The following is a 26,363-nucleotide window of genomic DNA, read 5'->3' on the forward strand; positions in this document are numbered from 1 at the left end:
GTACCGTTCCGACCGGGGGAGACGCACCGATGACCACGACCGACGCCGAGCTGACGGCCGCCGTCCGGAACCCCGACGCGGCCTGGCTGGAGTCCTGCTTCGGCCCCGGCACGCTGTGGCGGCCCGAGCCCGCGGCGCTGCCCGAGCGGCTGACGTCGAAGGAGGCCCGGGCGTTCCTGGCCGAGGTCGGCGTGCCGGCCGTCGAACTGGAATTCCTCGGCTTCGACGCCACGAAGCTGCCCGAGCGCGGGATGTGGGAGGCGGATCTGGACGAGCTGTTCGGAGAGCGCACCCCGGACGACGACACCCCGCCGAGCAACTGGGGGTACTGCGTCGGCACGTTCGACGACCAGCACCTGATGGTGGCCGGCGACACCGGCGCCGTACGGATCTACGACCCGAACGGCTGGGACCACGGGAGCGGCTACGGCGGCCGGGCGGCCGACTCGCTGCCCGAGGTGATCGGCGCGCTGGGGCTGCTGGCCCGCCTGGAGGGCCGGATCCGCGGTGGGGACGCCAGGGCCGCGCTGGACGAGTTCGCCGCGCTGGTGGCCGCGGCGGGGCAGGGGCCGGAGGAGTCGGACCTCTGGGTGGGCCTGCTGGAGAACCTGCGCGAGGAGTACGAGGACCTGGACGAGGGCTGACGCCCCGGGCCCTTTCCGGCCCTTCCCGGCCCTTTCCGGGCCCACCCCGGCCCGCCCGGGCCCGACGGCCGCACAACGCTTCGGCGCTGTGCGGCCGTTCGCGTCCCTGGGGGCCGGCCGTTCGCGTCCGGGGCGTACCGGCCCTACGCGTCCCGGCGCCGGTACGCCCCGGCCCGGGCCGCCGCCTCGGCGGCCTCCGCCGCACGGTCGGCGGACGCCTCGTCCAGCGGCTCCGCGGTGGTGAGCATCCGGTAGTAGAGCGGCGCCGAGACCGCCCGGACGACCTCGGACCCGTCGGTGTCCGGCGGGAGTTCGCCGCGCTCGACGGCCGCGGTGACGCACGGCGCCCACTCCTCGACCCGGCGCCGGTAGAAGTGCCGCAGGGCCTCGGCCGCGTCCGGGTCGCAGGTCGCCGCCACGATGACGGCGCGGAAGAGCGCGCCCTGCCGCGGGTCGGCCAGGGTGCGCTGGACGAGCCGGGCGTTGGCCCGCAGGTCCCCGGCGAGGGAGCCGCTGTCGGTGCGCGGCAGCGACTGCTCGGCCATGTCCGCGAGCAGGTCCGCGACCAGGGCGGTGGTGCTGCCCCAGCGGCGGTAGACGGTGGTGCGGCCGACCTCGGCCCGCTGGGCGATGTCGCCGAGGTCGAGGCCGCTGAAGCCGTGCTCGACCAGGGCGTCCTCGGCGGCGCGCAGGACGGCGGCGCGGACCCGGGCGGTCCGGCCGCCGGGGCGGACCGTGCCGGGCGTGGAGGGCTCGGGCGTGGAGGGCTCGACGGCCATTAACGGGATTCCTGTTCCATTAGAAGTGCGGGGTCTGCTAGGTTCAGGGCATCCTAACGGAACGGGAGTCCCATTAAGGGCTCCGAGGGGAGAACCGTCATGACCATCGCCACCGACATGGAGTACCGCAGGCTCGGCGCGTCCGGGCTGAAGGTGCCCGCGCTCAGTCTCGGCACCGGCACCTTCGGCGGCCGCGGCCCGCTGTTCGGCGCCTGGGGCACCACCGACGTCCAGGAGGCCCGTCGGCTGCTCGACATCGCCATCGACGCCGGTGTCACCCTCTTCGACACCGCCGACGTCTACTCCGACGGCGCCTCCGAGGAGGTGCTCGGCCAGGCGATCCGCGGCCGCCGCGACCAGGTGCTGATCTCCACCAAGGCCGGACTGCCCACCGGCGACGGCCCGCAGGATGCCGGAACCTCCCGCGCCCGGCTGGTGCGGAGCGTGGACGACGCGCTGCGCCGCCTCGGCACCGACCACCTGGACCTCTTCCAGCTGCACGCCTACGACGCCGGCACCCCGATCGAGGAGGTGCTCGCGACCCTGGAGGACCTGGTCCGGGCCGGCAAGATCCGCTACACCGGCGTCTCCAACTTCTCCGGCTGGCAGCTGATGAAGTCCCTCGCCCTCGCCGACCGGCACGGCCGCCCGCGGTACGCCGCCCACCAGGTCTACTACTCGCTCGTCGGCCGCGACTACGAGTGGGAGCTGATGCCGCTCGCCCGGGAGGAGGGCGTCGGGGCCCTGGTCTGGAGCCCGCTCGGCTGGGGCCGGCTCACCGGGAGGATCCGCCGCGGGCAGCCGCTCCCGGACGGCAGCCGGCTGCACGACACCGCCGACTACGGCCCGCCGGTGGAGGACGAGCTGCTGTACCGGGTGGTCGACGCGCTGGACGAGGTCGCCGCCGAGACCGGCCGCACCGTCCCCCAGGTGGCGATCAACTGGCTGCTGCGCCGTCCGACCGTCTCCTCGGTCATCATCGGCGCCCGCAACGAGGAGCAGCTGCGCCAGAACCTCGGCGCGGTCGGCTGGTCGCTGACGGAGGACCAGGTGGCCCGGCTGGACGCGGCGAGCACGCGCACCGCGCCGTACCCGTACTTCCCGTACCGCCGGCAGGAGGCCTTCGCCCGGCTCAACCCGCCCGTCGCGGGCTGAGCGGCCTCGCGGGCCGGGCGGCGCGGGGGCGAAGCGGTGCGCGAGCGGCGCGTGGGCCCCGGCCCGGGAGATGTCCGGGCCGGGGCCGGACCGGCTGCTGCGGGGCGGCGGTCGGCCCCACGCCGGTGGCTGCGGTGGTGGCTGCGGCGGCTGTGGCCGCGGCCCTCAGGCCTGCCGCCGGTGCCAGGCGGCGAGGAGTTCGGCCTCCCGCTCCGGGGTCAGGGCGTCCGGCAGGGGCTCGAACGGCCGGATGTCGCGGGCGGTCTCGGCCACCGGGCGGAGGGTCAGGCCGGTGGCGAGGGCGGCGGCCGGATCGGCGGTGCTGGTGGCGCGGAGCTCCGGGTCGGCGGGCCACAGCGGCAGGGCGCGCTCCGGGACGCCGGCGGCGCGCAGGAAGTCCTCGGACACCCAGGTGAGGGTGGTGCCGGGCGGGGCGACCGCGGCGGCGACGGCGTCCAGCAGGTCGCCCATGCCGAACGGCGGGGGCGTGGCGGCGTGGTAGGCGCCGCGGGCGCCCTGTGCGAGGAGGCCGAGCATCCAGGCGGTGAGGTCGCGGACGTCGACCACCTGGAGCGGCGCGTCCGGCCGGCCGGGGGCGAGCACCTCGCCGCCCCGGGCGAGCCGCTGCACCCAGTGGTCGAAGCGGTGGGTGTAGTCGCGGGGGCCGATCACGTACGTCGGGCGGATCAGCAGCGTCTGCGGGCCGAAGGCCTCCCGGGCGGCGCGCTCGCACTGGACCTTGAGGACGCCGTAGCTCTCGGCGGTGACCTCCGCGGCCTCCGGGCCGTCGGCGGGGAGCAGCGGGGAGTCCTCGGCGAAGCCCGGGGCGGCCGGGGCGTCGTACACCGAGAGCGAGGAGACCAGCAGGTAGCGCCCGGCCGCGCCGGGATCGAGGGCGGCGGCCAACTCCCTTACCTGGCGCGGGAAGTAGGCGCAGAGGTCGACGGTGGCGTCCCAGCTGCGGCCGCGCAGCGCGGACAGGTCGGCGTCGCGGTCGGCGATCAGGTGGGTGGCGTCCGGGAGCAGCCCGGCGCCGGAACGGCCGCGGTGCAGCACCGTGACCTCGTGCCCGGCGGCCAGGGCCGCCTCGGCGAAATGGAAGCCGATGAAGCGGGTGCCGCCGATGACCAGAATGCGCATTCGGACATCGTGCCAGCCCGCCCCGCACCGGGGCCAATCGGTGCGCGATCGTTGCTCAAGTTGTGCGTGGGGTGGGTGAGTCGGGGCGGATGTGCGGGGTTCCGGCGGGAAGCGTGTTCGACGGTCAACGGCGCGGGAGGTCGACGATCGTCGGCGGAGAGGCCTGGCCGGAAGGTCCCCGCTGGTCAGCCGGGTGCGGGCGGGGGTCGGCCGAACGGCCGCGACGGTCTCGTAACGCCTGATGACGGGTCAAAGTTCCTTGTTCCCCGGCGAACTTGTGTGAAGTCCCTTTAAGCTCCCGCTAACAATGGCGGCTTTCCGCCACTCTCGAACTCGCTCATGAGGTCGGGCGGCAGGCCCAACTTGACGATGAGAGCAGGGATGACGACGACAAGTGAACGAACCGCCGGTGCCGCGCGCGGCCCCGGCGGGCGGCGGACGGGCCCGCCCGGCCGCCGTGCCGCGGGCCTTCGCACCGCGGGCGGCGCGGTGACGCTGGCCGTGCTGGCCGGTTCCTGGTCCCTGGCGGCGGCCCCTCCGGCCTTCCCCCAGACCGGTGACGGTACGGTGGCGGTCCACGTGATCCGGGCCGTGGACACCGACGGTGTGTGGACGCCCGGGCTGGAATCGGGCATGGCGGGCGTGAAGGTGACGCTCACCGACGAGGCCGGGGTCTCCGTCGAGGGCACCACGGCGGCGGACGGCACGGTGACGCTGGCACCGGCCGCGAGCAAGCTGACCGGCGGCAAGTACCGGGTCCAGGTGGTGAATCCGAAGCCGGGCGTGCTCTACCCGGCCTTCGCCTCCCGCGAGGGCCTGGACGGCGGGGCGAACAAACTGAGCTCCAACGAGGAGTTCGTCGACCTCTCCGGCGGCAAGAAGGTGGAGATCACCACGGGGCTCTGGAGCCCGGGCGACTACTGCCAGAAGAACGCGCCGCTGGTGTCGACCTGTCAGAACCCGCCCCAGGACGGGGACGCCCAGCACACGCTGGTGTCCTTCCCGTACGAATCCCGCGGAACGGCCGGTACCGGCTTCACCCTGACCGACGTGGCCACGGCCGGGCAGACCGGGAACCTGTACGGCATCGCCTGGAACAAGGCCGACCGGCGGGTGTTCTCCTCGGCCCAGGCCAAGCGGACCACCGGCTACGGCCCCGGCGGCCCGGGCGGGATCTACGTCACCGACTGGGCGACGAAGAAGACCACGCTGTTCGCCACCGTCCCGGACGCGGGCACCACCCCGCACAGCCCGGGCAACGACGACGGCTTCCTGGTCGCGGTGGGCAAGGAGAGCCTCGGCGGCATCAAGATCACCGACGACGGCAAGGACCTCTTCGTCGTCAACCTGAACGACCGCAAGCTCTACCGCTACGACGCCACCGCGGCGACGGCGGCCGCGCCCAAGGCCGCCTACGCCATCCCGGACCCGGGCTGCCCGGCGCCGGGGGACTGGCGTCCGTACGGCCTCGGCATCCAGGACGGCACCGGCTTCCTCGGCGGCGTCTGCTCGGGCGAGTCCACCGGCAAGGCCTCGGACCTGCGCGCCGTGGTGCTGCCGTTCGACCTGTCCACGGGCGCGTTCAAGCCGGCCGTGCTGAACCAGCCGCTCGACTACCCGCGCGGCACCACGGTCGGCACCCCGTGCCCGGGCACCGCCTGGTTCCCGTGGCAGGACACCTTCCCGACCACCCAGAACGGCCAGGCCTGCGGGGCCAACTACCTGGCCAACCCCGAGCCGGCGGTCGCCGAGATCGCCTTCGAGACCGACGGCTCGATGCTGCTCGCCTTCCGGGACCGCTTCGGCGACCAGTCGGCGGCCAGCCCGACCGGCGGGGCGATGTCCAAGGTCCTGCCCGGCGGTGACCTCCTCAAGGCCTGCCCGGAGAACGGCACCTACGTGCTGGACACCAACCTGGGCTGCGGGTCCAAGGCCCGGGGCCAGCGGTTCTTCGACAACGCCCGGATCGGCCACAACAACCCCGCCAACGCCGGGATGGCGTTCTCGAAGGCCGAGGACTCCATCGTGACCTCGGGCTACGACAGCGACAGCCAGGCCTTCGGTTACGGCAGCGCCTTCCAGAAGCGCGACGGCAAGGCGGACGGCGGCGTGCGGCTCAACACGGGCCCGGGCATCCCGCCGTTCGGCAAGGGCGCCGCGATGGGCGACCTGGAGGTGCTCTGCGACCAGGCTCCGCTCCAGATCGGCAACCGGGTCTGGTACGACCCCGAGCGCAGCGGCCTCCAACTGCCGGGCCAGAAGCCGGTTCCGGGTGCCACCGTCCACCTGTACGACGAGACGGGGAAGCTCGTCGGTACGACCAAGACGACCAAGCGCGGCGAGTACTACTTCGACGACAGCAACGTCGAGGGCGGCCTCAAGCCGAGGACCAAGTACACGATCAAGCTGGACAACCCGGCGGACTACGCCAAGGACGGCCCCCTCTTCCAGTGGGTGCCGACCGACCACGACGTCGGTGACAACCACTTCATCGACTCCAAGGGCATCGTTCCGAAGGACGGCAGGTTCCCGGAGCGGGCGCTGACCACCGGCGGCCCCGGCGAGAACGACCACACCTACGACTTCGGCTTCCGGCTGCAGGAGGGTGCGCTGCGCCTGGTCAAGCACGACCAGGACGGCAAGCCGCTGGCCGGCGCCAAGTTCCAGCTGTGGCACGAGACCAACGGGACCGACGGGCTCCAGCCGACCGGCGACAAGCCCGACACCAAGGTCGGTGAGCCCTGCACGACCGGCGCCGACGGCATCTGCCAGGGCACCGGCGTGCCGGGGACGTACTACTGGCAGGAGCTGAGCCCGCCGGACGGCTACGCGGCGCCGGAGGTCACCGTCCTCGGCCCGCTCAAGCTGACCTCGGCGAACCTCGACGCCGGTGTGGAGGTGACGGCCGTCAACAAGCTGATCCCCACCCCGACGCCGACCCCGACACCCACCCCGACCGAGACGCCGACCCCGGCGCCGACGTCGGCGGCTCCGGTGCCCCCGGCCCCGGTGCCCCCGGCGTCCGGGCACCTGCCCAACACCGGTGCGGGTGAAGGGATGCCGATCGTGTTGACCAGCGCGGCGGCGCTGATCGCCCTCGGCACCGCCACGGTGCTGATGGCCCGCAGGCGCAAGGCCGCCCGGCGCGGCTAGCCCCGCGCGGGGTGCGTGAAGTGGGGCCCGGCAGCGGGCCCGATCGGGCGGGTTCGTGGGACCGTTGGTCCCCGGGCCCGCCCGACTGTTGTGTCCGACCGAGGAAAGGGAGCGGCTGCATGCCCCGCAGGACGAAGGCCGAAGGCCGCGGACCACGGCGGTCCCACTGGCTCAAGGCCCTGATCGCGATCGTGGTGTGCGGCGCCGCGGCGGGCGGCGTGGCCGTCTACCGGACGGTCTCCGACGAGGCCGTCGAACGCCCGGTGACCACCGACGAGGCCGGCCGGCTCGCCCTGTCGCGCCTGAACCTCTACCAGGCGAGCCCGGTGGCGGTGACGCTCACGGCCGAGGAGGGCGGGGGCGTCACCATCCGGGTCGACGGGGTCGTCGACTACCGCAACCACCGGGGGGTCGGCCGCTACCGGACCACCGGCGCGAGCGGACCGCTGGACCACGGCCTGATCGTCTGGGACACCGGCGGCCTCGGGCTGGCCCCCGACCGGGCCGGCACCGACACCGCCACCGCCCCCGCCACCGATGCCCCGGCCTGGCAGCAGGCCGAGCGCATCCCGCGCCAGGGCTGGTCACCGCGGACCTACACGGCGGACCCGCTGGACGCCGGACTGAACCTGCTGGTCCAGCTCGGCGCGGACCGCCCCGACAACCCGCTGCTGCTCGCCCAGTCCGGGGCCCGCTGGCTGGGCCGGGACCGGATCGACGGCAAGGGCTACGACCGCTTCGCCGGTCCGCGCGCCCAGGGCTCCGCGCCCGACGGCGCCCGCTCGCCGCTGACCTACTGGGTCGACGGCGACGGAGGGCTGCGCCGGGTGACGATGCGGATGCCGGGGCTGGGCACCCCCACCACCGTCGAGCTCACCGGACGGCAGGCGGACGCCAAGCTGCCCGAGGCCCCGTGGCTCACCGGCTGACCCGGTTGACGCCGCTGACCGGCTGACGCCGCTGACCGGCTGACGGCTGACCGGTTGACCCGGCCGGCCGGGCACGGCCGGGTACGGCCGGAAGCCCGCAGGACAGGGCGGTCAGCCGTACCAAAATCGTTGGTGAGGCAGCAATGGCTTCATCATCTTCCGTTCACCCGGACCCGGCTGCCAGCATCGGCGCACCGTCACCGCCCGAGGGAGTAGCCGATGAACCGCCCCCGTTCCCTGCGCTGTCTGGCCGCACTGTCCCTGGTCGTCCTGGCCGCCACCGCCTGCGGGCGCTCCGACCAGGGCGGCTCCCCGGCCGCCGGCGCGGCGCAGGCCGGACAGAACTCCGGGAAGAGCGCCGCCGAGCTGCTCCCGGCGAAGAACAAGCAGAGCGGCGTGCTCAGAGTGGCCACCTCCGTCGGCTACCCGCCGATGGAGATGTACAAGACCGGCACCACCGAGCTGACCGGGGTCGACCCGGACCTCGCCGCCGCCGTCGCCGGGAGGCTCGGGCTGAAGCTGGAGCTCGCCAACTCCTCCTTCGACGGCCTGATCCCCGGCCTCCAGGCCGGCCGCTACGACCTGGTGATGTCCTCCATGACGGACAGCGCGCAGCGCCGCCAGGCCGTCGACTTCGTCGACTACTTCCGCACCGGCGGCGTGATCATGACGAAGAAGGGCAACCCCGAGGGCATCAAGTCCATCGAGGACCTCTGCGGCAAGAAGGTGGTCCTCGCCAAGGGCAGCTCCAACCTGGAGATCGGCGAGCAGCAGAACGCCAAGTGCGCCACCAGGATGGCGATCTCGCAGAGCGAGGACGCCCCGACCGGGCTGCTCCAGCTGGACAGCGAGCGGGCCGTCGCCACGATCGTGGACTACCCGGTGGCGCAGATGTTCGTGCAGAACAGCGGCTCCTACGAGGTGCTGCCGGAGCAGTACGGCACCGCGCCGTGGGGCATCGCGGTCGCGAAGAAGGACGCCGGGCTGCGCGACGCGGTGCAGAAGGCGCTCCAGGAGCTGATCGAGAGCGGCGAGTACCGCAAGGTGCTGGACACCTACCAGGTCGGCGGCAGCGCGGTGGAGCGCGCCACCGTCAACGCGGCGCAGTGAGAACGGCGGCACCGACGAGATGAGCACCGACATGAGAGACCCCGGGATCCCCGCCGACCCCGCGACGCCCGCGCCCGCGACGCCCGCCGACCCCGCGACGCCCGCCCCGGCACCCCGAACGGCCGCCGCCGGCCCCGTCAACGACGACCTGGCCTTCGAGGTGACCGGCCGGCCCCGCCCGGCACGCTGGTTCGCCGTGCTGGCGGCCGCCTTCGTCGCCGTCTGGCTCGCCTGGACCGTCATCGTCAACCCCAACCTGCACTGGGACATCGTCGCCAAGTACCAGTTCGACGGCGTGATCCTGGAAGGGCTCTGGGTGACGGTCCAACTCACCCTGATCTCCCAGGTGGTGGGCATCGTCATCGGCGTGGTGGCCGCGGTGATGCAACTGTCCGACAGCCCGGTGCTGCGGACCACCGCCGGCGCGTACACCTGGTTCTTCCGCGGCACCCCGCTGCTGGTCCAGCTGATCTTCTGGTTCAACCTGGCGCTGCTCTTCCCGGAGATCAGCATCGGCATCCCGTTCGACGGGCCCAAGCTGGTCAGCTGGCAGTCCAACACCCTGATCACCGGCTTCGTGGCGGCGCTGCTCGGCCTGTCGATCAACGAGGGCGCCTACATGTCCGAGATCGTCCGGGCCGGCATCCAGAGCGTCGACCCCGGGCAGCGCGAGGCGGGCGCCTCGCTGGGCATGTCCAACCGGCAGATCCTCACCCGGGTGGTGCTGCCGCAGGCGATGCGGGTGATCATCCCGCCGTTCGGCAACCAGTTCATCTCGATGCTGAAGACCACCTCGCTGGTCTCCGTCATCGCCGGCGCCGACCTGATGACCGTCTCTCAGCACCTCTACCTCGCCAACTTCGAGGTGATCGCGCTGCTGATCGTCGCGTCCATCTGGTACCTGGTGCTCACCACCATCGCGAGCGTCGCCCAGCACGCGGTGGAGCGGAGGTTCAACCCGGCCGGCGCCCCGCCGGCGCTGCACCGCCGAGTGCTGGCCAACCTGCGCCCCGGGCGCGGCGGAGCGGGAAAGCGCGTGAAGAAGGGGGAGGTCAAGTGACGACCACGGACCTGGGGAAGGCTGCCGCCGAGGTGGTCCTGTCGGCCCGGAAGGTACGCAAGCGGTTCGGGGACCTGGAGGTGCTGCGCGGCATCGACCTGGAGGTCCGGGCGGGGGAGGTGCTCTGCGTGATCGGCCCCTCCGGCTCCGGCAAGTCCACCCTGCTGCGCTGCTTCAACCACCTGGAGAAGATCGACGCCGGGCGGATCGAGGTGGACGGCGAACCGGTCGGCTACGAGCCGTACGGCGCCTCCGGCAGCAGGCTGCGCGAGCGCCGGCCGCGCGACATCCGCCACCAGCGCGAGCGGATCGGCATGGTCTTCCAGCGCTTCCACCTCTTCCCGCACCGCACCGCGCTCCAGAACGTCATGGAGGGTCCGATCGCGGTCAAGGGCCGCCCCCGCGGGGAGGCCGAGCGCCGGGCCCGCGAACTGCTCGCCCGGGTCGGCCTGGCCGACCGCGCCGACCACTACCCGGCCCAGCTCTCCGGCGGCCAGCAGCAGCGGGTCGCGATCGCCCGGGCACTGGCCATGGAGCCGACCCTGATGCTCTTCGACGAGCCCACCTCCGCGCTCGACCCGGAGCTGGTCGGCGAGGTGCTCGGCGTGATGCGCGACCTCGCCCGCAGCGGCATGACGATGATCGTCGTCACCCACGAGATGGGCTTCGCCCGCGAGGTCGCCGACCGGGTCGTCTTCATGGACCAGGGCGCCGTCGTGGAGGCCGGCAGCCCGGCCGAGGTGTTCACCGCCCCGCGGCACGACCGCACCCGGGCCTTCCTCTCGACGGTGCTCTGATGGGAGCGATGGGACTGATGGGAGCGGACGTGACCACGACCCCGGTCGACCTGCTGCTGCGCGGCGCCACCCTGGTGGACGGCACCGGGGCGCCCGCCCGCCCGGCCGACCTCGCCGTCGCCGACGGCCGGGTCACCGTACTGCCGCCCGGCACCGCCGTGACCGCGGCCGAGACCCTGGACGTGACCGGGCGGGTCGTCACCCCCGGCTTCATCGACGTCCACACCCACTCGGACGCGCTCGCCGCCCCCTTCGGCGGCGGCACCCACACCGACGGCGACGCCCTGGACGAGCTGCGGCTGGCCCCGCTGCTCCAGGGCGTCACCACCGAGATCAGCGGCAACTGCGGGATCAGCCTGTTCCCGGCACTGCCCGGGCGGCTGCCCGAACTGGCCGAGCACCTGCGGGTCTCCTTCGGCCTCGGACCGGTGCTGCCCGCCGAGGACTTCGACGCCTTCGCCGCCGGCCAGCGGCCCGAACTGCGCCGCAACCACATCACCTCGCTGGTCGGCCACGGCACGCTGCGCGCCGGAGTGATGGGCTTCGAGGACCGCCCGCCCACCGACCAGGAGCTGGCCGCCATGTGCGGGCTGCTCGACCGGGCGCTGACCCAGGGCGCGGCCGGACTCTCCACCGGGCTGATCTACCCGCCCGGCGTCTACGCGGACACCGAGGAGATCGTGGCCCTGGCGAAGGTCGCCGCGCGGCACGGCAAGCCGTACGTGACGCACCTGCGCGACGAGATGTCCCAGGTGGAGAAGGCGCTGGAGGAGGCGCTGGAGATCGCGGTGCGCTCCGGCGCCCCGCTCCAGGTCTCCCACCACAAGACCGCCGGACGGCACGCCTGGGGCGCCACCCTGCGGACCCTGCCGCGCCTGGAGCAGGCCCGCGCCGAGGGCGTGGACGTGCTCTGCGACGTCTACCCGTACACCGCCGGCAGCACCGTGCTGCACGCGATGCTGCCGCCGTGGACCAGCGAGGGCGGGCCGGCCGCGCTGCTGGAGCGGCTGCGCAGCAAGGAGGTCCGGGACCGGATCCGGGCGGACATCGCGCACGGCGTCGAGGGCTGGGAGAACACCGTCGGCAACGGCGGCTGGGACCTGATCTCGGTGGCCGCCGCTCCCGCCCGCCGTACGGCCGAGGGCCGCCGGATCGCCGACCTGGCCGCCGAGCGCGGCGCCGACCCGGTGGACCTCGTCTGCGACCTGCTGCTGGAGGCGCAGGGCGAGGTGACCATCATCAGCCACTCGATGCGCGAGGACGACGTCCGCCGGGTGCTGGCCAGCCCGCTGTCGATGATCGGCTCGGACGGGGTGCCCAAACCCGGTCGCCCGCACCCCCGCTGGGCGGGCAGCTTCGCCCGGGTGCTCGGTCACTACGGGCGCGAGCAGGGGCTGCTGCCGCTGGAGCTCGCGGTGCACAAGATGACCGGCCTGCCCGCCGAACGGTTCCGGCTGGCCGGGCGCGGCGTGGTCCGGGACGGCGCCGTCGCGGACCTGGTGGTGCTCGACCCGGCGGCCGTTCTGGACGGCGCGACCTTCGAGCGGCCGCTGCTGCCGCCGGTGGGCGTGGAGACCGTCGTGGTGGCCGGGCGGGTCGCGGTGCGCGGCGGCCGGCCGACCGCGATCCGGGCCGGAGAGGTGGTGCGGGTCCGATGAGCCTCGCCCAGGTGGCCGCCGCCGCGCGCAGCTCCGCGGCCCTGCCGCTGACCCTCGCGGTGGCCGCCGTCGACGTGGACGCCGCCGAGGCGGACCGCGGAGTCGACGCCGGCGCGGTCGGGGTGGACGACACCGTCGTCCTGCCCGTCGCCAGCGCATCCAAGCTGCTGCTGCTCGCCGAGGTCGCCCGGCGGCTGGAATCCGGGGAACTGACGGCCGGACAGCCGGTGGAGATCCTCCCTGAGGACGTCACCGGCGGCACCGGCCTGCTCGGCCGGCTGAGCCGCCCCGACTGGACGGTGGAGGACCTGGCCTGGCTGACCGCCGCGGTCAGCGACAACACCGCCACCAACGCCCTGCTGCGGCTGGTCGGCCTGCCGGCCACCGCCCGGCTGGCGCGCGAGCTCGGACTGGAACGGCTCACCCTGCACGACCGGGTGCGCGACGAGCGCGGGCCGGACGTCCCGCCGGTCTTCGCCACCGGCACCGCCCGCGACCTGGCCCGGCTGGTGGCCCTCGCGGTCCGGGGCACCATGGCCGGCCCGGCCGCCTCGGCCCGGCTGCTCGGCTGGATGCGCGCCAACACCGACCACGGCCTGGTGCCCGCGCTGATCGACCACGACCCGTTCGCCCCCGGCTTCCCCGAGCCGCTGCCCGGCCGCCTGCTGGTCGCGAACAAGACCGGAACGGACACCGGGGTGCGGGCCGACGCGGGCGTCATCGTGGGCGCCCGCCGGGTGGCCTACGCGGTCGTCGCGCACTGGGACGTGGCGCTCGGGCCCAGCACCGAACGGGCCGCCGTGCACGCGATCCGGGACGTCGGCCGCGCCCTCGCGGCCTGGGCCCAGCGACCCGCCTGAGCCGAACCGCCCGAGCCGGCCGGCCGGTGGGCTCAACGGCCGGCCGGCTCAGGCCGTGGGGGAGCTCAGTCGCCCCACCGCATGTCCAGCAGCGACCTGATCTCCCCGGCGGCGGAGCCGAGTTCGGCGAGGAAGGCGCGCAGCACCGGATTGCGGTTGGTGGGCCGGGTGGCCACCCCGATCCGGCGGTGCAGCTGCGGATGGTCCAGCCGGCACACGTGCACCCCGGCGCTGTCGGCCAGGCCGAGCGCCGGGATCAGCGCGACGCCCATGCCGGCCCGCGCGAGGTTGATGGTCACCTGGTAGTGGTCGCTGCGGCAGCGCACCCGGGGACGGAACCCCTCGGCGGCGCAGGCGCGTTCGAGCACCGGTTCGCCGGTGCTGCCGCCGTGGGTGCCGATCCAGCTCTCGCCCTCCAGCTCGGCCAGCCGCACCACCGAGCGCCGCCCGAGCCGGTGCCGCAGCGGCACCACGACCAGCTGCGGCTCGTCGAAGTACATCCGCACGTCCACCGCCGCCCGGCGGCACCACGGGTCCAGCGGGTGCTCGAAGACGACGGCCGCGTCCAGCCGGCCGGCCTCCAGGTCCGGGACCAGCTCGTGCGGCTGGCCCATGATGAGCTCCAGCTCCACCTGCGGGTGCCCGGCGGCGAAGGCGGCCAGCGCCCGGGGCAGCAGGTCCAGCCCGGCGGAGGCGAAGAAGCCGATCCGCAGCACGCCGGCCGCGGCCTGGGCGTGCGCCCGCAGGTCGTCCTGGGCGACGGCCATCAGATCGGCGATCGCCTGGGCGTGCTCGGCCAGCCGGACACCCGCGGGCGTCAGGCGGAGGGACTGCGGGGCCCGTTCCACCAGCGCGACGCCCAGCTCCTGCTCCAGACGGGCGAGCTGGTGCGAGATGGCGGACGGGCTCAGGTGCAGGGCCTGTGCCGCGGCCACGATGGTGCCCCGGCGGGCGATCTCCAGGAGGACGTGCAGTCGGGCGCTGTTCAGCATCGGCCCAGGTTAGGCCGTGTGCGCCGGGAGTGCGGCCACCGGTTCCCCGGTCGGTCGCGCCGTCCCGTCGGCGGCGGTGTCCAACCGGAGCAGGTCGTGCTCGGTCTCCCGGCGCACCACCAGGCGGGCCTCGCCGTCGCGGACGAAGACCACGGCGGGCCGCGGCAGCTTGTTGTAGTTGGACGCCATGGCGTAGCCGTAGGCGCCGGTGACCGGGGTGGCCAGCAGGTCGCCGACCCGGAGGTCGACGGGGAGCGCGGCGTCGTCGATGATCACGTCGCCGCTCTCGCAGTGCTTGCCGACCAGCCGGGCGCGCCGCGGGCGGGGCGCCTCGGGGCAGCGCGGCAGGAAGGCCTCGTAGCGGGCGCCGTACAGGGCGGGGCGCAGGTTGTCGCTCATCCCGCCGTCCACGCTGACGTAGGTGCGCACGCCCTCGATCCGCTTGACGGTGCCGACCCGGTACAGGGTCAGCCCGGCCCGGGCGGCTATCGACCGGCCGGGCTCGACGCCCACCGGGCCGCTCCAGCCGGCGCCGCGCACCGCCGCGCGGACCCGCTCGGCCCAGTCCGCGAAGGAGGGGGCGGTCTGCCCGCCCAGGTAGGCCACGCCCAGGCCGCCGCCGACGGTCAGCCGGCGCAGGCCGTGCTCCACCGCGAACCGGGCCACCGCGGCGGCGCCGTCGGCCAGCTCGGCCGGGTCCAGCACCTGGGACCCGACGTGGGCGTGGACGCCCTCCAGCCGTACGGCGGCGGAGGTCCCGGCCCGGTGCACCGCGGCCGCGGCGGCGCCGCCGGCCAGGCCGAAGCCGAACTTGGAGTCGTGGCCGCCGGTCCGGATGGCCTGGTGGGCGCCGGCCGCGACCCCGGGCGCCACCCGCAGCTGGATCCGGGCCGGGGGCAGGCCCTCCTCGTGGTGCAGCCGTTCGATCCGGTCCAGTTCGTCGAAGCTGTCCACCACGATGTGGCGCAGGCCGACGGTGAGCGCGGTGCGCAGCTCGGCCTCGTCCTTGTTGTTGCCGTGCAGCACGATCCGGTCCGGGTCGACCCCGGCGTACAGGGCGGTGCGCAGTTCGCCGCCGGAGGCGACGTCCAGCAGCAGGCCCTCCTCGGCGGCCAGGCGGGCCATCGCGGTGCACAGGAAGGCCTTGGAGGCGTAGGCGACGTTGCCCCGGCCGAAGGCGGCCACCGCCTCGCGGCAGCGGCGGCGCAGGTGCTCCTCGTCGTAGACGAACAGCGGTGTGCCGTACCGGCGGGCCGCCTCGTCCAGGAGCACCCCGCCGACGGACAGGCCCTCGGGGCGGAACTCGGCGGTGAGCGGCAGCAGGCCCGGGTCGACGGGCGACAGGGCTGGCGACACAGGGGACACGGCTTCCTCCCGGGGAGCTGGTTGGCCCCGCCCATCCTCGGTCCTGCGGAGGGGGTGAGAAAGCGCATTCTTCCGGCCCTGAGCAGTACGGAAACCGATGCTCCGTCCCGCGGGCGGCCCTGTCCCGGGCCTTGCATCTAAGCTTGCATCTATGGTGCTACGGTGTGGTCCATGGCCGACACCCCGCCTCCCGCCCGCGTCCCGGTCCCATCCCGCGTCCCGGCCGCGGACCGCGCGTACGAACTGACCAAGGACCTCATCCTCGGCGGCGGCCTCCCCGGCGGGACGCTGATCAGCGAGGGCGAGATCGCCGAGCGCACCTCGCTCAGCCGCACCCCGGTCCGGGAGGCCTTCCTGCGGCTCCAGGCCGAAGGACTGCTCCAGCTCTTCCCCAAGCGCGGAGCCGTCGTGGTGCCGGTCGGCCCCGGCGAGGCCGAGGACGTGCTGGAGCTGCGCGAGGCGCTGGAGAGCACCGCGGTACGCCGGATCACCCGCCGCGCCGAGCCGCTCGACGACCTGCTGCGGCAGCTGACCGACCTGATCGACCAGCAGCGCGAACCCGCCCGCCGGGCCGACCTCGGCGCCTTCGCCGACGCCGACGAGGCCTTCCACCGGGGCATCGTGACGGCCTCCGGCAACGCGCTCGCCGAGCGCTTCTACGAGACGCTGCGCGACCGCCAGCGGCGGATGGCCGTGCAACTGCTCCAGGTGCGGCCGGAGCGGCGGCCGCAGCGGCTGGCCGCGCTGGTCGAGGAGCACACCGCGCTGGTCGAGCGCATCGCGGCCCGCGACGCCGCCGGCTTCACCGAGGCGCTGCGCGCCCACCTGGACGCGCACCGCTGAGCCACTGCACCGCTGAGCAACTCCTCCCCTCTCCTCCCGCGCGGCGACGGCCGCGCACCCCGACGGACCGCCGGGACCACCATCCGACAAGGAGCAGCACCACCATGAGCACCACCCGGCCACCGTCCGCCGGTCCCGTCGCGCCCACCGGTCGGGGGAGGCCCTGGCTGGTCGCGGCCCTGGCCATGCTCTGCTGCGGCTGGGGCGGCAACCAGTTCACCCCGCTGCTGCTGATGTACCGCCACCTCGGCGGCTACTCCGAGGTCACCGTCGACGCCTTCCTGGGGGCCTACGTCCTCGGCCTGGTCCCCGGACTGCTGGTCGGCGGTGCGGCCTCGGACCGCTACGGGCGCCGTCCGCTGATGATCGGCGCGGTCGTCGCCTCGCTCGCCGCCAGCGGCGTGCTGTGCGGCGGCGTCACGGGCGAACTCCCCATCTACGCCGGTCGGTTCCTCACCGGTACAGCCGTCGGCATCGCGATGGCCGTCGGCACCAGCTGGGTCAAGGAGCTCTCCCGGGCTCCGCACGACCCGTCCGCCGACCAGGGCGCCGGCGCCCGCCGCGCCTCCCTCGCCCTCACCGTCGGCTTCGGCCTCGGCGCCGGCGTGGCCGGCGCGCTCGCCCAGTGGGGCCCCTGGCCGATGGTCACCCCGTACCTCGCCCACCTGCTGGTCACCCTGCCCGCGCTGTTCCTGCTCCCGAAGGCCGTCGAGACCCGGGCCCGCTCGGCCGCCGTCCGCAGCCTCTGGGCCGACCTCAAGGTCCCGGCGGCCGGGCACCGGCGCTTCCTGCGGGTGGTCCTGCCGATGGCCCCGTGGGTGTTCGGCTCGGCCGGCGTCGCGTACGCGGTGACCCCGCAGCTGGTCGGCGACCGGCTCGGCGACTGGTCGCTGGCCTACGCGACCCTGCTGACCGTCCTCACCCTGGGCACCGGCGCCCTGGTCCAGCCCCTCGCCAAGCGCCTGGACTCGCTGGACTCGGCGCGCGGCGTCGTCGCCTCCATGGTGCTGATGGCCTGCGGCATGGCCGTCTGCGCCGGCGACGCGGCGGTGCGCTCCCCGCTGCTCGGCCTCGGCGGGGCGGTCCTCCTCGGCGCCGCCTACGGCATCGGCGTCGTCTCCGGGCTGCTGGAGATCCAGCGCCTCGTCACCCCCGACGACCTGGCCGGCATCACCGGCGTCTACTACGCCCTCTGCTACTCCGGCTTCCTGCTGCCCGCCGTGCTCGCGGCGCTCTCATCCGTGGCCTCCTACACCGTGATGCTCTCGGCGGTGACCGCCCTCGCCCTCGCCAGCCTCGCCGTGATCGCCTTCTCCTCCCGCCGCACCGCCCCCGCCCCGATCCCCGCCGAAGCCTCCCGCTGACCGTCGGTCTCGTGCCTCCCCGCCCGCTCCCGGGCGGGGAGGCACGATGCTCTGCGAACCGGTCTTGTTGCGAGCACGAACGGTCAGTGTGCATCCAATGTCGGTCGACGAGCGGGGCGACCGCATGATCCGGGGGAGAATCGCACGACGGAAGGAGACGCGCTGTGAGTACGGCACCCCAGGTCCCCGGTGACTACAGCACCGTCAGCGACCCCGAGCGGGCACTGAAGTACGCGATCCGGCACATCGCGGGCGACCGTACCGAGATCATCGAGGGAGTCATCACCCCCGTGTCGCCGTCATGGGCGAACGAGTCCGCCGCCGGGATCGTCCGCCGCCGGCTCGGCCCCCGCATGGACCAGCTCGATCTGGTGTCCGGGTCCGGCAACCTCGACCTGCCGGGCAGCGAGAACTGGTACATCCCGGACCTGGCCGTCGTGCCGGCCGAACTCGCCCTGAAGACCGAAGGCGCACTGCTGCCCGACCAGACCCTCCTGATCGTCGAGGTCGGTTCACCGTCCGACGCGGAGACCGACCGCGTCGTCAAGCGCCGTCGCTACGGCCAGTACGGCGCTCCGCTCTACCTCCTGGTCGACCGCCAGAACCGCAGCTGCACCCTGTACAGCGAGCCGACCCGGCTCGGCTACGCCGCGGAGAGCGGGCCGCACCCCTTCGGCACGCCCGTTCTCCTCCCGGCGCCCTTCGACCTGGAGCTCGACACCTCCCGGCTGTAGGGCTAGACCTTCGCGTCGTCCTTGGGGCGGGCGTGGGCGGGGAGGCCGTTGGCGAGGTCCTCGACCAGGAGGCGCCAGGCGATGGCGTCGGCGGCGGCGCGCAGTTGGGGACTGCGGGGGCGGCCTGCGTCGGCGTCGAGGCGGGCGTTGAGCCAGTCGGACCAGGCGTGGGCGAGGGTGCGGACCTCGTGGGTGCCGGCCTCGGTGGGGGAGAGGGCGTCGCCCTCGCGCAGGAGGTAGCCCTCGGCGGCCATCCGGTCGAAGACCGGCTCCAGCACCTCGGGCGGCACCCGCTTGCGGGCGGCGATGAGGTCGAGCGAGGCGTGGCCGACGGCCCTGGTGTGGCCGGCCACCTCCATCAGCGCCCAGGCCCCGGCCAGGTCCACCCGGGCGCCGGCGCCGGCGACGATCGTCCGGACGGCGTCGAGGTCCACCCCGCGCACGATCCGGCAGACCGAGTACTCCAGGTGCGGGTCGGAGTCGGCGGTGGTCGGCTGGGCGAAGGCCTCGCCCATGTCGGTGGAGCCCGCCCGGGCGGTGTCGCGCAGCTGCACCTGTTTGAGGAAGAGGGACACCACGAAGCCGATGACGGCCACCGGGATGGTCCACAGGTACACGGTGTGCAGGGCGTCGGAGTAGGCCTGGACGATCGGCGCGGCCTGGTCGGCGGGCAGCTGGTGCAGGCCCTGGGGGCTCTGCGCGGCCTGGCTGAGCACGGCCGGGTCGGCGCCGGTCAGCCGGGCGGCGGTGGCGATCCCGTCGGCGAGTTCGGTCTGCAGGCTGTTGGCGTAGATGGTGCCGAACACCGCGGTGCCGAAGGAGCTGCCGATGGTGCGGAAGAAGGTCACCCCGGAGGTGGCGGTGCCGAGGTCGGCGTAGTCGACGGTGTTCTGCACGGCGATGGTGAGCACCTGCATGCTCAGCCCGATGCCGACGCCGAGCACGAACATGTAGAGCGAGGCCAGCGCGGATCCGGTGTCGGGCTCCAGCCGGGACAGCAGGTAGAGGCCGAGCGCCATCACCGCCGTGCCGACGATCGGGAACACCCGGTACTTCCCGGTCTTGCTGACCGCGTTGCCGCTGGCGATCGAGGCGATCAGCAGACCGATCACCATCGGCAGCGTCCGCACGCCGGAGACGGTCGCCGAGTCGCCGTCCACGTACTGGAGGAAGGTCGGCAGGAAGGTCAGCGCGCCGAGCATGGCGAAGCCGACGATGAAGCTGAGCACCGAGCAGACCGTGAACACCGGGTTGCGGAACAGCCGCATCGGCAGCATCGGTTCGACGGCCCGGGTCTCCACCCAGCAGAACAGGCCGAGCGCCAGCGCGCCGCCGACGAACAGGCCGATGATCACCCCGGAGCTCCAGGCGTACTGGTTGCCGCCCCAACTGGTCGCCAGGATCAGCGCGCCGGCGCCGACCGCGACCAGCACGATGCCCAGGTAGTCGACGACCGGGCGGGTCGCCGAGCGGACCGAGGGGATGGTCCGGGCGGCCAGGGCCACTACCACGACCGCGATCGGCACGTTGACGTAGAACGCCCAGCGCCAGGACAGGTGGTCGGTGAACAGCCCGCCCAGCAGCGGCCCGATCACCGTGGCCACGCCGAACACCGCACCGATCGCGCCCTGGTACTTGCCGCGCTCGCGCAGCGGGATGACGTCCGCGATCAGCGCCATGGAGGTGACCATCAGGCCGCCCGCGCCGAAGCCCTGCACGGCGCGCCAGGCGATCAGCAGGGTCATGTCGGTGGCCAGGCCGCACAGGAACGAGCCGCCGACGAAGACGATCGCCGAGGCCTGGAACAGCAGCTTGCGCCCGTACAGGTCGCCGAACTTGCCGGCCAGCACGGTGGCCACCGTCTCGGCCAGCAGGTAGGACGTCACCACCCAGGACATGTGCGCGGCCCCGCCGAGGTCCGCGACGATGGTGGGCAGGGCGGTGCCGACGATGGTCTGGTCGAGGGCGGCCAGCAGCATGCCGAGCACGATGGTGGCGAAGACGACGTTCCGCTGCCGGACGTCCAGCACCGGAGGGGCGGAGGGCGGGGTCTCGGTGGCGACGGTCATGCCGTCAGCCTCCGGGGTGAGGGCGGCGGTCGCGATCCGGTTCGGCCGTTCGGGTGAGGACGGGCGGCGACTCGGGCGGCGCCCCGAGCGCAGGTCCGAGTGCAGCCCCGAGTGCAGGCCCGGGCGGTGGCCCGGGTGGCGGCCCCGGGAGGCCCGGGCGACGATGGGCCGAACGAAGCCGACCGAGGCCGACCGAGGCCGACCGAAGCCGACCGACGACGGGCCGAACGAAGCCGACCGGCGATCATCCACCGACCCGGACGCCCCGGCCCCGGGAAGAGGCTCCCCATGAACGCCGACCCCCCGCGCAGCAGCGTGCACCCGCCCCGGCCCGGCGCCACCGCCGTGGGCGCCCGGGCCGCCACCCGGCGCTGGCGGGCGCTCGCCGTCTGCCTGGTCGCCGGCTTCATGACCCTGCTGGACGTCAGCATCGTCAACGTCGCCCTGCCGACGGTACGGGCCGGGCTGCACATGTCCGACAGCGGTCTGCAGTGGGTGCTCAGCGGCTACGCGCTGGCCTTCGGCCTGGTTCTGGTGCCCGCCGGGCGGCTCGGCGACGCGCGCAGCCGACGGGCCGTCTTCCTCGCCGGGCTGGCACTGTTCACGGTGGCCAGCGCGCTCGCAGGGGCGGCGCAGAGCCAGGAGTGGCTGGTGCTGGCCCGGCTGTTCCAGGGCGCGGCCGGCGGGGTGCTGGTGCCGCAGGTGTCCGGCTTCATCCAGGTGCTGTTCCAGGGCGCCGAGCGCGGCCGGGCCTTCGGCGCGCTCGGCGCCACCATCGGACTGTCCACCGCGGTGGGGCCGCTGCTCGGCGGGCTGCTGATCCACCTGGTCGGCCCGCAGGACGGCTGGCGCTGGGTGTTCCTGGTCAACCTGCCGATCGGGGTCGCCGTGCTGCCGATCGCCCGCCGGCTGCTCCCGGGGCCCCCGCCCGCCGACCAGCGGGCCGGGCACCGGGACTTCGACCCCGTCGGTGTGCTGCTGCTCGGCGCCGGGACGGTCGCGCTGCTGCTGCCGTTCGTCCAGGCGCAGCAGTGGCACGGCTCGGCCCGCTGGCTGCTGCTGCCGCTGGCGGCGGTGCTGCTCGCGGCCTTCGTCGGCTGGGAACTGCACTACGGGCGGCGGCGCGAACCGCTGGTGAGCATGGCGCTGTTCGCGGTGCGGCCGTACGCGGCGGGCACGCTGCTGTCGCTGGTGTACTTCGCCGGGTTCACCGCGATCTTCTTCATCTTCACGCTCTACCTCCAGGCGGGCCTGCACTACTCGGCGCTGACGGCGGGCCTGGCGATCACGCCGTTCGCGGTCGGCTCGGGGGTGTCCGCGGCGGTGGGCGGGCGCCTGGTGAGCCGGCTGGGGCGGCGGCTGGTGGTGGCCGGACTGGTGCTGGTGCTGGCCGGGCTGCTGGCCTCGGCGCTGGCGGTGCAGCTGTGGTCGGGGCCCCGGGTGGGCTGGACGACGGCGCTGCCGCTGCTGGTCGCCGGGGTGGGCAGCGGGCTGGTGATCGCCCCGAACCAGACGCTGACCCTCCAGCAGGTGCCGGTGGCCCGGGCGGGCAGCGCGGGCGGGGTGATGCAGACCGCGCAGCGGGTCGGCTCGGCGGTGGGCATCGCCGTCGTCGGCTCGGTGTTCTTCGCCCACGCGGCCGGCCCCCGCCCGGACTGGGCGCTGGCCTTCCAACTGGGCGTGACGGTGGCGGCCGGGCTGGTGCTGACGGCGCTGCTGGTGGCGGTCGCCGACATGGCCTCGGGCCGGGGCGGCTTCCGGGCCGCCGGGCCGCGGGTGGGGAACGGGCCGTGACGGGCGCCCGGAGGGACTTCCTGGCCGCCGCCGGTACGGCCGAGGAACTCCTGCGCCGCCCGGAGGTGGCCCGGGCCTGGCAGCGGCCGAGCGCGCTGGCGCGGTGGAGCGTCGGCGGGCTGGCCGGGCACCTGGCCTACCAGGTCCTCTGCCTGCCGGAGCTGCTGGCCGCCGCCGTGCCGGCCGAGCCGGTGGTCGGCCTGCTGGAGCACTACGCCCGCTCGGCCTGGGTCGGCGCCGCGCTCGACGCGGACGCCAACGTGCGGATCCGGCAGGGCAGCGAGGCCTTCGCGGCCGACGGTCCGGCCGCGCTGCACCGCCGGCTGGCCGCCGTGCTGCCGGAGCTCGCGGGCACGCTCGCGGCGGCGGACGGCACCCGGCCGGTCCGGCTGCCGTTCTGGGGCCCGTGGTCGCTCACCCTGGACGACCTGCTGGCCACCCGGACGATGGAACTGGCCGTCCACGGCGACGACCTGGCGGTCAGCGTCGGAGTGCCGGGCCCCGAACTCCCGCCGGAGGCCTTCGAGTCCGTCGTCGTCCTGCTGACCCGGCTGGCCGCCCGGCGGCACGGCCGGGCGGCGGTGCTGCGGGCGCTCAGCCGGGCCGAGCGGGCGCCGGGGAGCATCGCGGCGTTCTGAGCGCCTCCGCTCGGGGCCTTCCGGTGCGGGGCTCTCCACTGCGGGCCCATCCGCTGCGGGGCTCTCCACAGCGGGCCCATCCGCTGCGGGCCTTCCGCTCCGGGCGCCCTCCCGGCCGTCAGTGGTCCCGGCGGCGGACCGCGGCCGCGGCGACCGCCACCGAGGCCAGCGACCACACCGCGAAGGTGACCCAGGCGCCCGTGACGGTGGCCGGGTACTCGGACGGGCGCATTCCCGCCAGGGTGGTCCGGGCCAGCCGCTGCCAAGCGGGCATCGGCAGGGCGTGCAGCAGGTCGGCGCTCCAGCGGTAGCGCTCGGTGACCAGCGAGGGGAGGAAGAACAGCACCACGACGGTCCCCACCACGGCACCCGCGCTGTGCCGGATCAGAGTGCCGAGGCCGAGCCCGACCAGGGCGCAGACCGGGCCGAACAGCACCGCCGCCGCGACGTACCGCAGCGCGGCCGGGTCGGTGACGGAATGTCCGATGCCGGTCCCGGCCAGGATCGCCTGGCTCCCGCCGAAGGAGACGCCGACGGTGAGCACCCCGTAGCCGAACAGCACGGCGGCCAGCACGCAGGCCTTGGCGAGGATCACCGCCCGGCGGTCGGGCACGGCCGCCAGGGTGGTGCGGATCAGCCCGGTCGCGTACTCGCCCGCGATGACGATCGCGCCGAGGCCGCCCGCGACCAGCATCAGGATGTCGGCGGAGACGACGTTGAAGGCGTCGTTCAGCGCGGTCTGCGCCATGACCGCCGGATCGCCCTCGCCCGGCGTCCAGTGGTCGCGGGTGTACACCGCGGACTTGAGGTTGGCGGCGATGCTCGCCAGGGCGCCGAGGCCGAGCACCCAGGGGATCGAGCGCAGTGACCAGAACTTGATCCACTCGGCGGCCAGCAGGTCGCCGAAGCGGGCGCGCGGCTCGGTGGCGGCGCCGGTGGGCTCGATGGCGGCGCGGGTGGGCAGGGCGGCGGTGCGGGTGGGCAGGGTGTTCATCGGGGCTCTCCGGCGAGGTATTCGACGCTGTCGGCGGTCAGGTCCATGAACGCCTCCTCCAGGGAGGCGCCCCGGGTGGTCAGGGCGTGCAGCAACAGGCGCTGTTCCAGGGCGATTTCACCGATCCGGGTGGCGTCCAGGCCGCTCACCGCGAGGGTGCCGTCCGGGCCGGGCCGCACGGCCGCGCCCGCCGCCGTCAACACGGCCGCCAGCCGGTCGGGTTCGGCGGACCGGACGGTGACGGCGGCCCGGCCGGCCCGGGCGGCGAACCCGGTGAGGCTCTCGTCGGCGAGCAGCCGCCCGCGTCCGATCACCACCAGGTGGTCGGCGGTGTGCTCCATCTCGGCCATCATGTGGCTGGAGACGAAGACCGTGCGGCCCTCGTCCGCGAGCCGCCGGAACAGCCCGCGCACCCAGAGCACGCCCTCCGGGTCGAGCCCGTTCAGCGGCTCGTCGAACAGCAGCACCGGCGGGTCGCCGAGCAGCGCGCCGGCGATGCCCAGGCGCTGGCGCATCCCCAGCGAGTAGCCGCCGATCCGGCGCCCGGCCGCCGCGGCGAGCCCGACCTCCTCCAGCACCTGATCGACCCGCGCGGCCGGGATCGCGTTGGCGCGGGCCAGCGCCCGCAGGTGGGCCCGGCCGGTGCGCCCGCCGTGCGCGTCGCCCGCGTCGAGCAGCGCACCGGCGTGCCGCAGTCCGCGCGGCCGGTCGGCGAAGGGCACGCCGGCCACGGTGGCGGTGCCCGCGGTGGGGGTGCTGAGGCCCAGGATCATCCGCAGCGTGGTGGACTTGCCCGCGCCGTTGGGCCCGAGGAAGCCGGTGACCAGGCCCGGCCGGACGGTGAAGGAGAGGCGGTCGACGGCGGTGCGGACGTGCCGGCCGCGGCCGTAGCGCTTCGTCAGTTCGGTAACTTCGATCATGGGGTCCACGGTGCCCGGGGGAACCGGCCGGGCGCATCGGACCGGCGTCGACACCGCAGGTCACCCGCGGTCGTACAACCAGGGCTGGATGACGGCGGGCGGCGGCCGTCGCTACGATCTCGAACCATGTCCACGACCCCCTCCCTGCCGCTGTTCCGGCGCGTCCCGTCCGAGGTCTGGGTCGGTCTCGCCTGGTGCGCGGCCGCCGGCTACCCCGCCGTACGGCTCGGCGGCGCCGCCGCGCAGCACCCCGGCGCCGCCGCGCACGGCGGCTGGGCGTTCACCCTGGCCGACACGGTGCTCGCCTTCACGGGCGCGGCGCTGGTGCGGCGGCTGCCGGTGCTCTCGGTCGCCCTGCTGCTGGTCGCCGCGTTCACCGAGACCGACGGCTGGGCCGGCGGCGCCCAGGTGCCGCCCGGTGCGCTGCTGGCCGTGGACACCGCGCTCTGCCTGATCACCGCCGACCGGCCCCGGCGCAGCTCCCGGGCCGCGTTCGCGCTGGTCATGGTCTTCCTGGTGCTGCACATCGGCCTGGTGCGCGGCAGCACGGTGGGCATCTTCACCGGCACCCACATCGGCTCGGCCGACGGCGCCGCGCTGCTCGCGCTGGTCGCCTGGCTGGTCGGCCGTTCGGTGCGGCAGAACCGGGAGCACGCCGAGGCGCTCAGCGCCCGGGCGGCCGAGGAGGCGGTCACCGCCGAACGGCTGCGGATCGCCCGCGAGATGCACGACACCGTCGCGCACAGCCTCGGCATCGTCGCCCTCCAGGCCGGTGCGGCCCGCCGGGTGATCGACCGTCGGCCGGAGCGGGCAGCGCAGGCGCTGGGCGAGATCGAGGCCGCCGGGCGGGAGACCCTGGCCGCGCTGCGCCGGATGCTGGTCGCGCTGCGGCGGGCCGACGGCGAGGCCTCGGCGACGCTGTCGCAGGGCCTGGCCGACCTCGACCGGCTGGCCGGGGCGACCACGGCGGCGGGGGTGCGGGTGGAGGTCCGGCGGCACGGCGAGCCGGGGCCGCTGCCGCCGGAGGTCGACCTGGCGGCCTTCCGGATCGTCCAGGAATCCGTCACCAACGTGGTGCGGCACGCGGACGTGGACGCCTGCGTGGTGGCGGTGGACCACCGCACGGCGGGGGAGCTGTCCGTCGAGGTCACCGACCGGGGCCGGGGCCGGGGCCGGGCGCCCGGGGCCGGGTTCGGGCTGGCCGGGCTGCGGGAGCGGGCCGTCCTGCTGCGCGGGGAGTTCGAGGCCGGGCCGCTGCCCGGCGGCGGCTTCCGGGTGGCCGCCCGGCTGCCGGTGCCGGTATCGGTGTCGGTTCCCGGGCCGGTCCCGGTCGAGGGGGCGGGCGCGTGATCCGGGTGGTGCTGG

General features: G+C 74.7%; 22 protein-coding genes. 15 read left to right on the forward strand and 7 right to left on the reverse strand.

The annotated features are described in order from the left end of the window. Nucleotides 1-29: 29 nt before the first annotated feature. Nucleotides 30-644, forward strand: a complete 615-nt coding sequence (locus ACGFSC_RS40115; protein WP_359900249.1) for an SUKH-4 family immunity protein — start codon at nt 30-32, stop codon at nt 642-644. 143 nt (nt 645-787) lie between these two features. On the opposite strand, the gene ACGFSC_RS40120 is transcribed toward ACGFSC_RS40115, so the two are convergent. Then, entirely contained in the window at nt 788-1,423 is a 636-nt protein-coding gene (locus tag ACGFSC_RS40120) for a TetR/AcrR family transcriptional regulator (RefSeq protein WP_359900251.1), read from the reverse strand. 117 nt (nt 1,424-1,540) lie between these two features. Between ACGFSC_RS40120 and ACGFSC_RS40125 the strand changes: the two genes are divergently transcribed. Next, nucleotides 1,541-2,578, forward strand: coding sequence for an aldo/keto reductase (locus ACGFSC_RS40125; RefSeq protein WP_359900365.1), 1,038 nt, complete (start codon nt 1,541-1,543; stop codon nt 2,576-2,578). 165 nt (nt 2,579-2,743) lie between these two features. Here ACGFSC_RS40125 and ACGFSC_RS40130 read toward each other — a convergent pair whose 3' ends face one another. Next, a complete protein-coding gene (locus ACGFSC_RS40130; RefSeq protein WP_359900253.1) occupies nt 2,744-3,718 on the reverse strand; it encodes an NAD-dependent epimerase/dehydratase family protein in 975 nt (324 codons plus the stop codon). Between the two features lie 381 nt (nt 3,719-4,099). Between ACGFSC_RS40130 and ACGFSC_RS40135 the strand changes: the two genes are divergently transcribed. From ACGFSC_RS40135 to ACGFSC_RS40165, 7 genes are all read left to right on the forward strand, one after another. Next, nucleotides 4,100-6,871 (forward strand): SdrD B-like domain-containing protein, encoded by a 2,772-nt coding sequence (locus ACGFSC_RS40135; RefSeq protein ID WP_359900255.1) that lies wholly within the window; start codon nt 4,100-4,102, stop codon nt 6,869-6,871. A gap of 119 nt (nt 6,872-6,990) precedes the next feature. Then, entirely contained in the window at nt 6,991-7,800 is an 810-nt protein-coding gene (locus ACGFSC_RS40140) for a hypothetical protein (protein ID WP_359900257.1), read from the forward strand. A gap of 219 nt (nt 7,801-8,019) precedes the next feature. Next, on the forward strand, nt 8,020-8,910 hold the full coding sequence (locus tag ACGFSC_RS40145; protein ID WP_359900259.1) for an ABC transporter substrate-binding protein: 891 nt from the start codon (nt 8,020-8,022) through the stop codon (nt 8,908-8,910). Between the two features lie 31 nt (nt 8,911-8,941). Next, nucleotides 8,942-9,970 carry an amino acid ABC transporter permease gene (locus tag ACGFSC_RS40150; RefSeq protein WP_359900261.1) on the forward strand — a complete coding sequence of 343 codons (1,029 nt, stop codon included), beginning with the start codon at nt 8,942-8,944 and terminating at the stop codon, nt 9,968-9,970. Continuing rightward, nucleotides 9,967-10,767 (forward strand): amino acid ABC transporter ATP-binding protein, encoded by an 801-nt coding sequence (locus tag ACGFSC_RS40155; protein ID WP_380351096.1) that lies wholly within the window; start codon nt 9,967-9,969, stop codon nt 10,765-10,767. The genes ACGFSC_RS40150 and ACGFSC_RS40155 overlap by 4 nt, the downstream gene beginning before the upstream one ends. 29 nt (nt 10,768-10,796) lie before the next feature. Further along, nucleotides 10,797-12,425, forward strand: coding sequence for a D-aminoacylase (locus ACGFSC_RS40160; RefSeq protein ID WP_359900263.1), 1,629 nt, complete (start codon nt 10,797-10,799; stop codon nt 12,423-12,425). Beyond that, nucleotides 12,422-13,285, forward strand: coding sequence for a serine hydrolase (locus ACGFSC_RS40165; protein ID WP_359900265.1), 864 nt, complete (start codon nt 12,422-12,424; stop codon nt 13,283-13,285). Before ACGFSC_RS40160 ends, ACGFSC_RS40165 begins: the two co-directional genes overlap by 4 nt. 65 nt (nt 13,286-13,350) lie before the next feature. Here ACGFSC_RS40165 and ACGFSC_RS40170 read toward each other — a convergent pair whose 3' ends face one another. Continuing rightward, nucleotides 13,351-14,277: a LysR substrate-binding domain-containing protein gene (locus tag ACGFSC_RS40170; RefSeq protein ID WP_359900267.1), complete on the reverse strand. Its 927-nt coding sequence runs from the start codon at nt 14,275-14,277 to the stop codon at nt 13,351-13,353. 9 nt (nt 14,278-14,286) lie between these two features. After that, a complete protein-coding gene (gene lysA / locus ACGFSC_RS40175) occupies nt 14,287-15,633 on the reverse strand; it encodes a diaminopimelate decarboxylase (protein WP_359900269.1) in 1,347 nt (448 codons plus the stop codon). 180 nt (nt 15,634-15,813) lie between these two features. Here lysA and ACGFSC_RS40180 point away from each other — a divergent pair, with 180 nt between their 5' ends. The 3 genes from ACGFSC_RS40180 (at nt 15,814) to ACGFSC_RS40190 (ending at nt 18,583) form a co-directional block, all read left to right on the forward strand. Next, nucleotides 15,814-16,485 (forward strand): GntR family transcriptional regulator, encoded by a 672-nt coding sequence (locus ACGFSC_RS40180; protein WP_359900270.1) that lies wholly within the window; start codon nt 15,814-15,816, stop codon nt 16,483-16,485. A 104-nt stretch (nt 16,486-16,589) separates the two neighbouring features. After that, nucleotides 16,590-17,849 (forward strand): MFS transporter, encoded by a 1,260-nt coding sequence (locus ACGFSC_RS40185; RefSeq protein ID WP_359900272.1) that lies wholly within the window; start codon nt 16,590-16,592, stop codon nt 17,847-17,849. Nucleotides 17,850-18,013: 164 nt separating this feature from the next. Further along, a complete protein-coding gene (locus ACGFSC_RS40190) occupies nt 18,014-18,583 on the forward strand; it encodes a Uma2 family endonuclease (RefSeq protein ID WP_359900274.1) in 570 nt (189 codons plus the stop codon). 2 nt (nt 18,584-18,585) lie between these two features. On the opposite strand, the gene ACGFSC_RS40195 is transcribed toward ACGFSC_RS40190, so the two are convergent. Next, entirely contained in the window at nt 18,586-20,652 is a 2,067-nt protein-coding gene (locus ACGFSC_RS40195) for an MDR family MFS transporter (RefSeq protein ID WP_359900276.1), read from the reverse strand. Between the two features lie 288 nt (nt 20,653-20,940). Here ACGFSC_RS40195 and ACGFSC_RS40200 point away from each other — a divergent pair, with 288 nt between their 5' ends. Beyond that, nucleotides 20,941-22,446 carry an MFS transporter gene (locus ACGFSC_RS40200; RefSeq protein WP_359900278.1) on the forward strand — a complete coding sequence of 502 codons (1,506 nt, stop codon included), beginning with the start codon at nt 20,941-20,943 and terminating at the stop codon, nt 22,444-22,446. Continuing rightward, the gene (locus tag ACGFSC_RS40205) at nt 22,443-23,084 is read left to right on the forward strand and encodes a maleylpyruvate isomerase N-terminal domain-containing protein (RefSeq protein WP_359900280.1); all 642 of its coding nucleotides are present in this window, start codon (nt 22,443-22,445) and stop codon (nt 23,082-23,084) included. Before ACGFSC_RS40200 ends, ACGFSC_RS40205 begins: the two co-directional genes overlap by 4 nt. Nucleotides 23,085-23,202: 118 nt before the next feature. Here ACGFSC_RS40205 and ACGFSC_RS40210 read toward each other — a convergent pair whose 3' ends face one another. Continuing rightward, the gene (locus ACGFSC_RS40210) at nt 23,203-24,078 is read right to left on the reverse strand and encodes an ABC transporter permease subunit (protein ID WP_359900282.1); all 876 of its coding nucleotides are present in this window, start codon (nt 24,076-24,078) and stop codon (nt 23,203-23,205) included. Then, nucleotides 24,075-24,998 (reverse strand): ATP-binding cassette domain-containing protein, encoded by a 924-nt coding sequence (locus tag ACGFSC_RS40215; RefSeq protein ID WP_359900284.1) that lies wholly within the window; start codon nt 24,996-24,998, stop codon nt 24,075-24,077. The genes ACGFSC_RS40210 and ACGFSC_RS40215 overlap by 4 nt, the downstream gene beginning before the upstream one ends. A gap of 126 nt (nt 24,999-25,124) precedes the next feature. Here ACGFSC_RS40215 and ACGFSC_RS40220 point away from each other — a divergent pair, with 126 nt between their 5' ends. After that, a complete protein-coding gene (locus ACGFSC_RS40220) occupies nt 25,125-26,348 on the forward strand; it encodes a sensor histidine kinase (protein ID WP_359900286.1) in 1,224 nt (407 codons plus the stop codon). Nucleotides 26,349-26,363 lie beyond the last annotated feature (15 nt).

Origin of the sequence: Kitasatospora sp. NPDC048715 (assembly GCF_043198905.1) — a bacterium.
In the GTDB taxonomy this organism is placed as follows: Bacteria; Actinomycetota; Actinomycetes; order Streptomycetales; family Streptomycetaceae; genus Kitasatospora; species Kitasatospora lactacystinica.

Coding starts and splice junctions, on each gene's coding strand:
- ACGFSC_RS40115 (WP_359900249.1), top strand. CDS start 30: ATGACCACGACCGACGCCGAGCTGACGGCCGCCGTCCGGAACCCCGAC.
- ACGFSC_RS40120 (WP_359900251.1), bottom strand. CDS start 1,423: ATGGCCGTCGAGCCCTCCACGCCCGAGCCCTCCACGCCCGGCACGGTC.
- ACGFSC_RS40125 (WP_359900365.1), top strand. CDS start 1,541: ATGGAGTACCGCAGGCTCGGCGCGTCCGGGCTGAAGGTGCCCGCGCTC.
- ACGFSC_RS40130 (WP_359900253.1), bottom strand. CDS start 3,718: ATGCGCATTCTGGTCATCGGCGGCACCCGCTTCATCGGCTTCCATTTC.
- ACGFSC_RS40135 (WP_359900255.1), top strand. CDS start 4,100: ATGACGACGACAAGTGAACGAACCGCCGGTGCCGCGCGCGGCCCCGGC.
- ACGFSC_RS40140 (WP_359900257.1), top strand. CDS start 6,991: ATGCCCCGCAGGACGAAGGCCGAAGGCCGCGGACCACGGCGGTCCCAC.
- ACGFSC_RS40145 (WP_359900259.1), top strand. CDS start 8,020: ATGAACCGCCCCCGTTCCCTGCGCTGTCTGGCCGCACTGTCCCTGGTC.
- ACGFSC_RS40150 (WP_359900261.1), top strand. CDS start 8,942: ATGAGAGACCCCGGGATCCCCGCCGACCCCGCGACGCCCGCGCCCGCG.
- ACGFSC_RS40165 (WP_359900265.1), top strand. CDS start 12,422: ATGAGCCTCGCCCAGGTGGCCGCCGCCGCGCGCAGCTCCGCGGCCCTG.
- ACGFSC_RS40170 (WP_359900267.1), bottom strand. CDS start 14,277: ATGCTGAACAGCGCCCGACTGCACGTCCTCCTGGAGATCGCCCGCCGG.
- ACGFSC_RS40180 (WP_359900270.1), top strand. CDS start 15,814: ATGGCCGACACCCCGCCTCCCGCCCGCGTCCCGGTCCCATCCCGCGTC.
- ACGFSC_RS40185 (WP_359900272.1), top strand. CDS start 16,590: ATGAGCACCACCCGGCCACCGTCCGCCGGTCCCGTCGCGCCCACCGGT.
- ACGFSC_RS40195 (WP_359900276.1), bottom strand. CDS start 20,652: ATGACCGTCGCCACCGAGACCCCGCCCTCCGCCCCTCCGGTGCTGGAC.
- ACGFSC_RS40200 (WP_359900278.1), top strand. CDS start 20,941: ATGAACGCCGACCCCCCGCGCAGCAGCGTGCACCCGCCCCGGCCCGGC.
- ACGFSC_RS40210 (WP_359900282.1), bottom strand. CDS start 24,078: ATGAACACCCTGCCCACCCGCACCGCCGCCCTGCCCACCCGCGCCGCC.
- ACGFSC_RS40215 (WP_359900284.1), bottom strand. CDS start 24,998: ATGATCGAAGTTACCGAACTGACGAAGCGCTACGGCCGCGGCCGGCAC.
- ACGFSC_RS40220 (WP_359900286.1), top strand. CDS start 25,125: ATGTCCACGACCCCCTCCCTGCCGCTGTTCCGGCGCGTCCCGTCCGAG.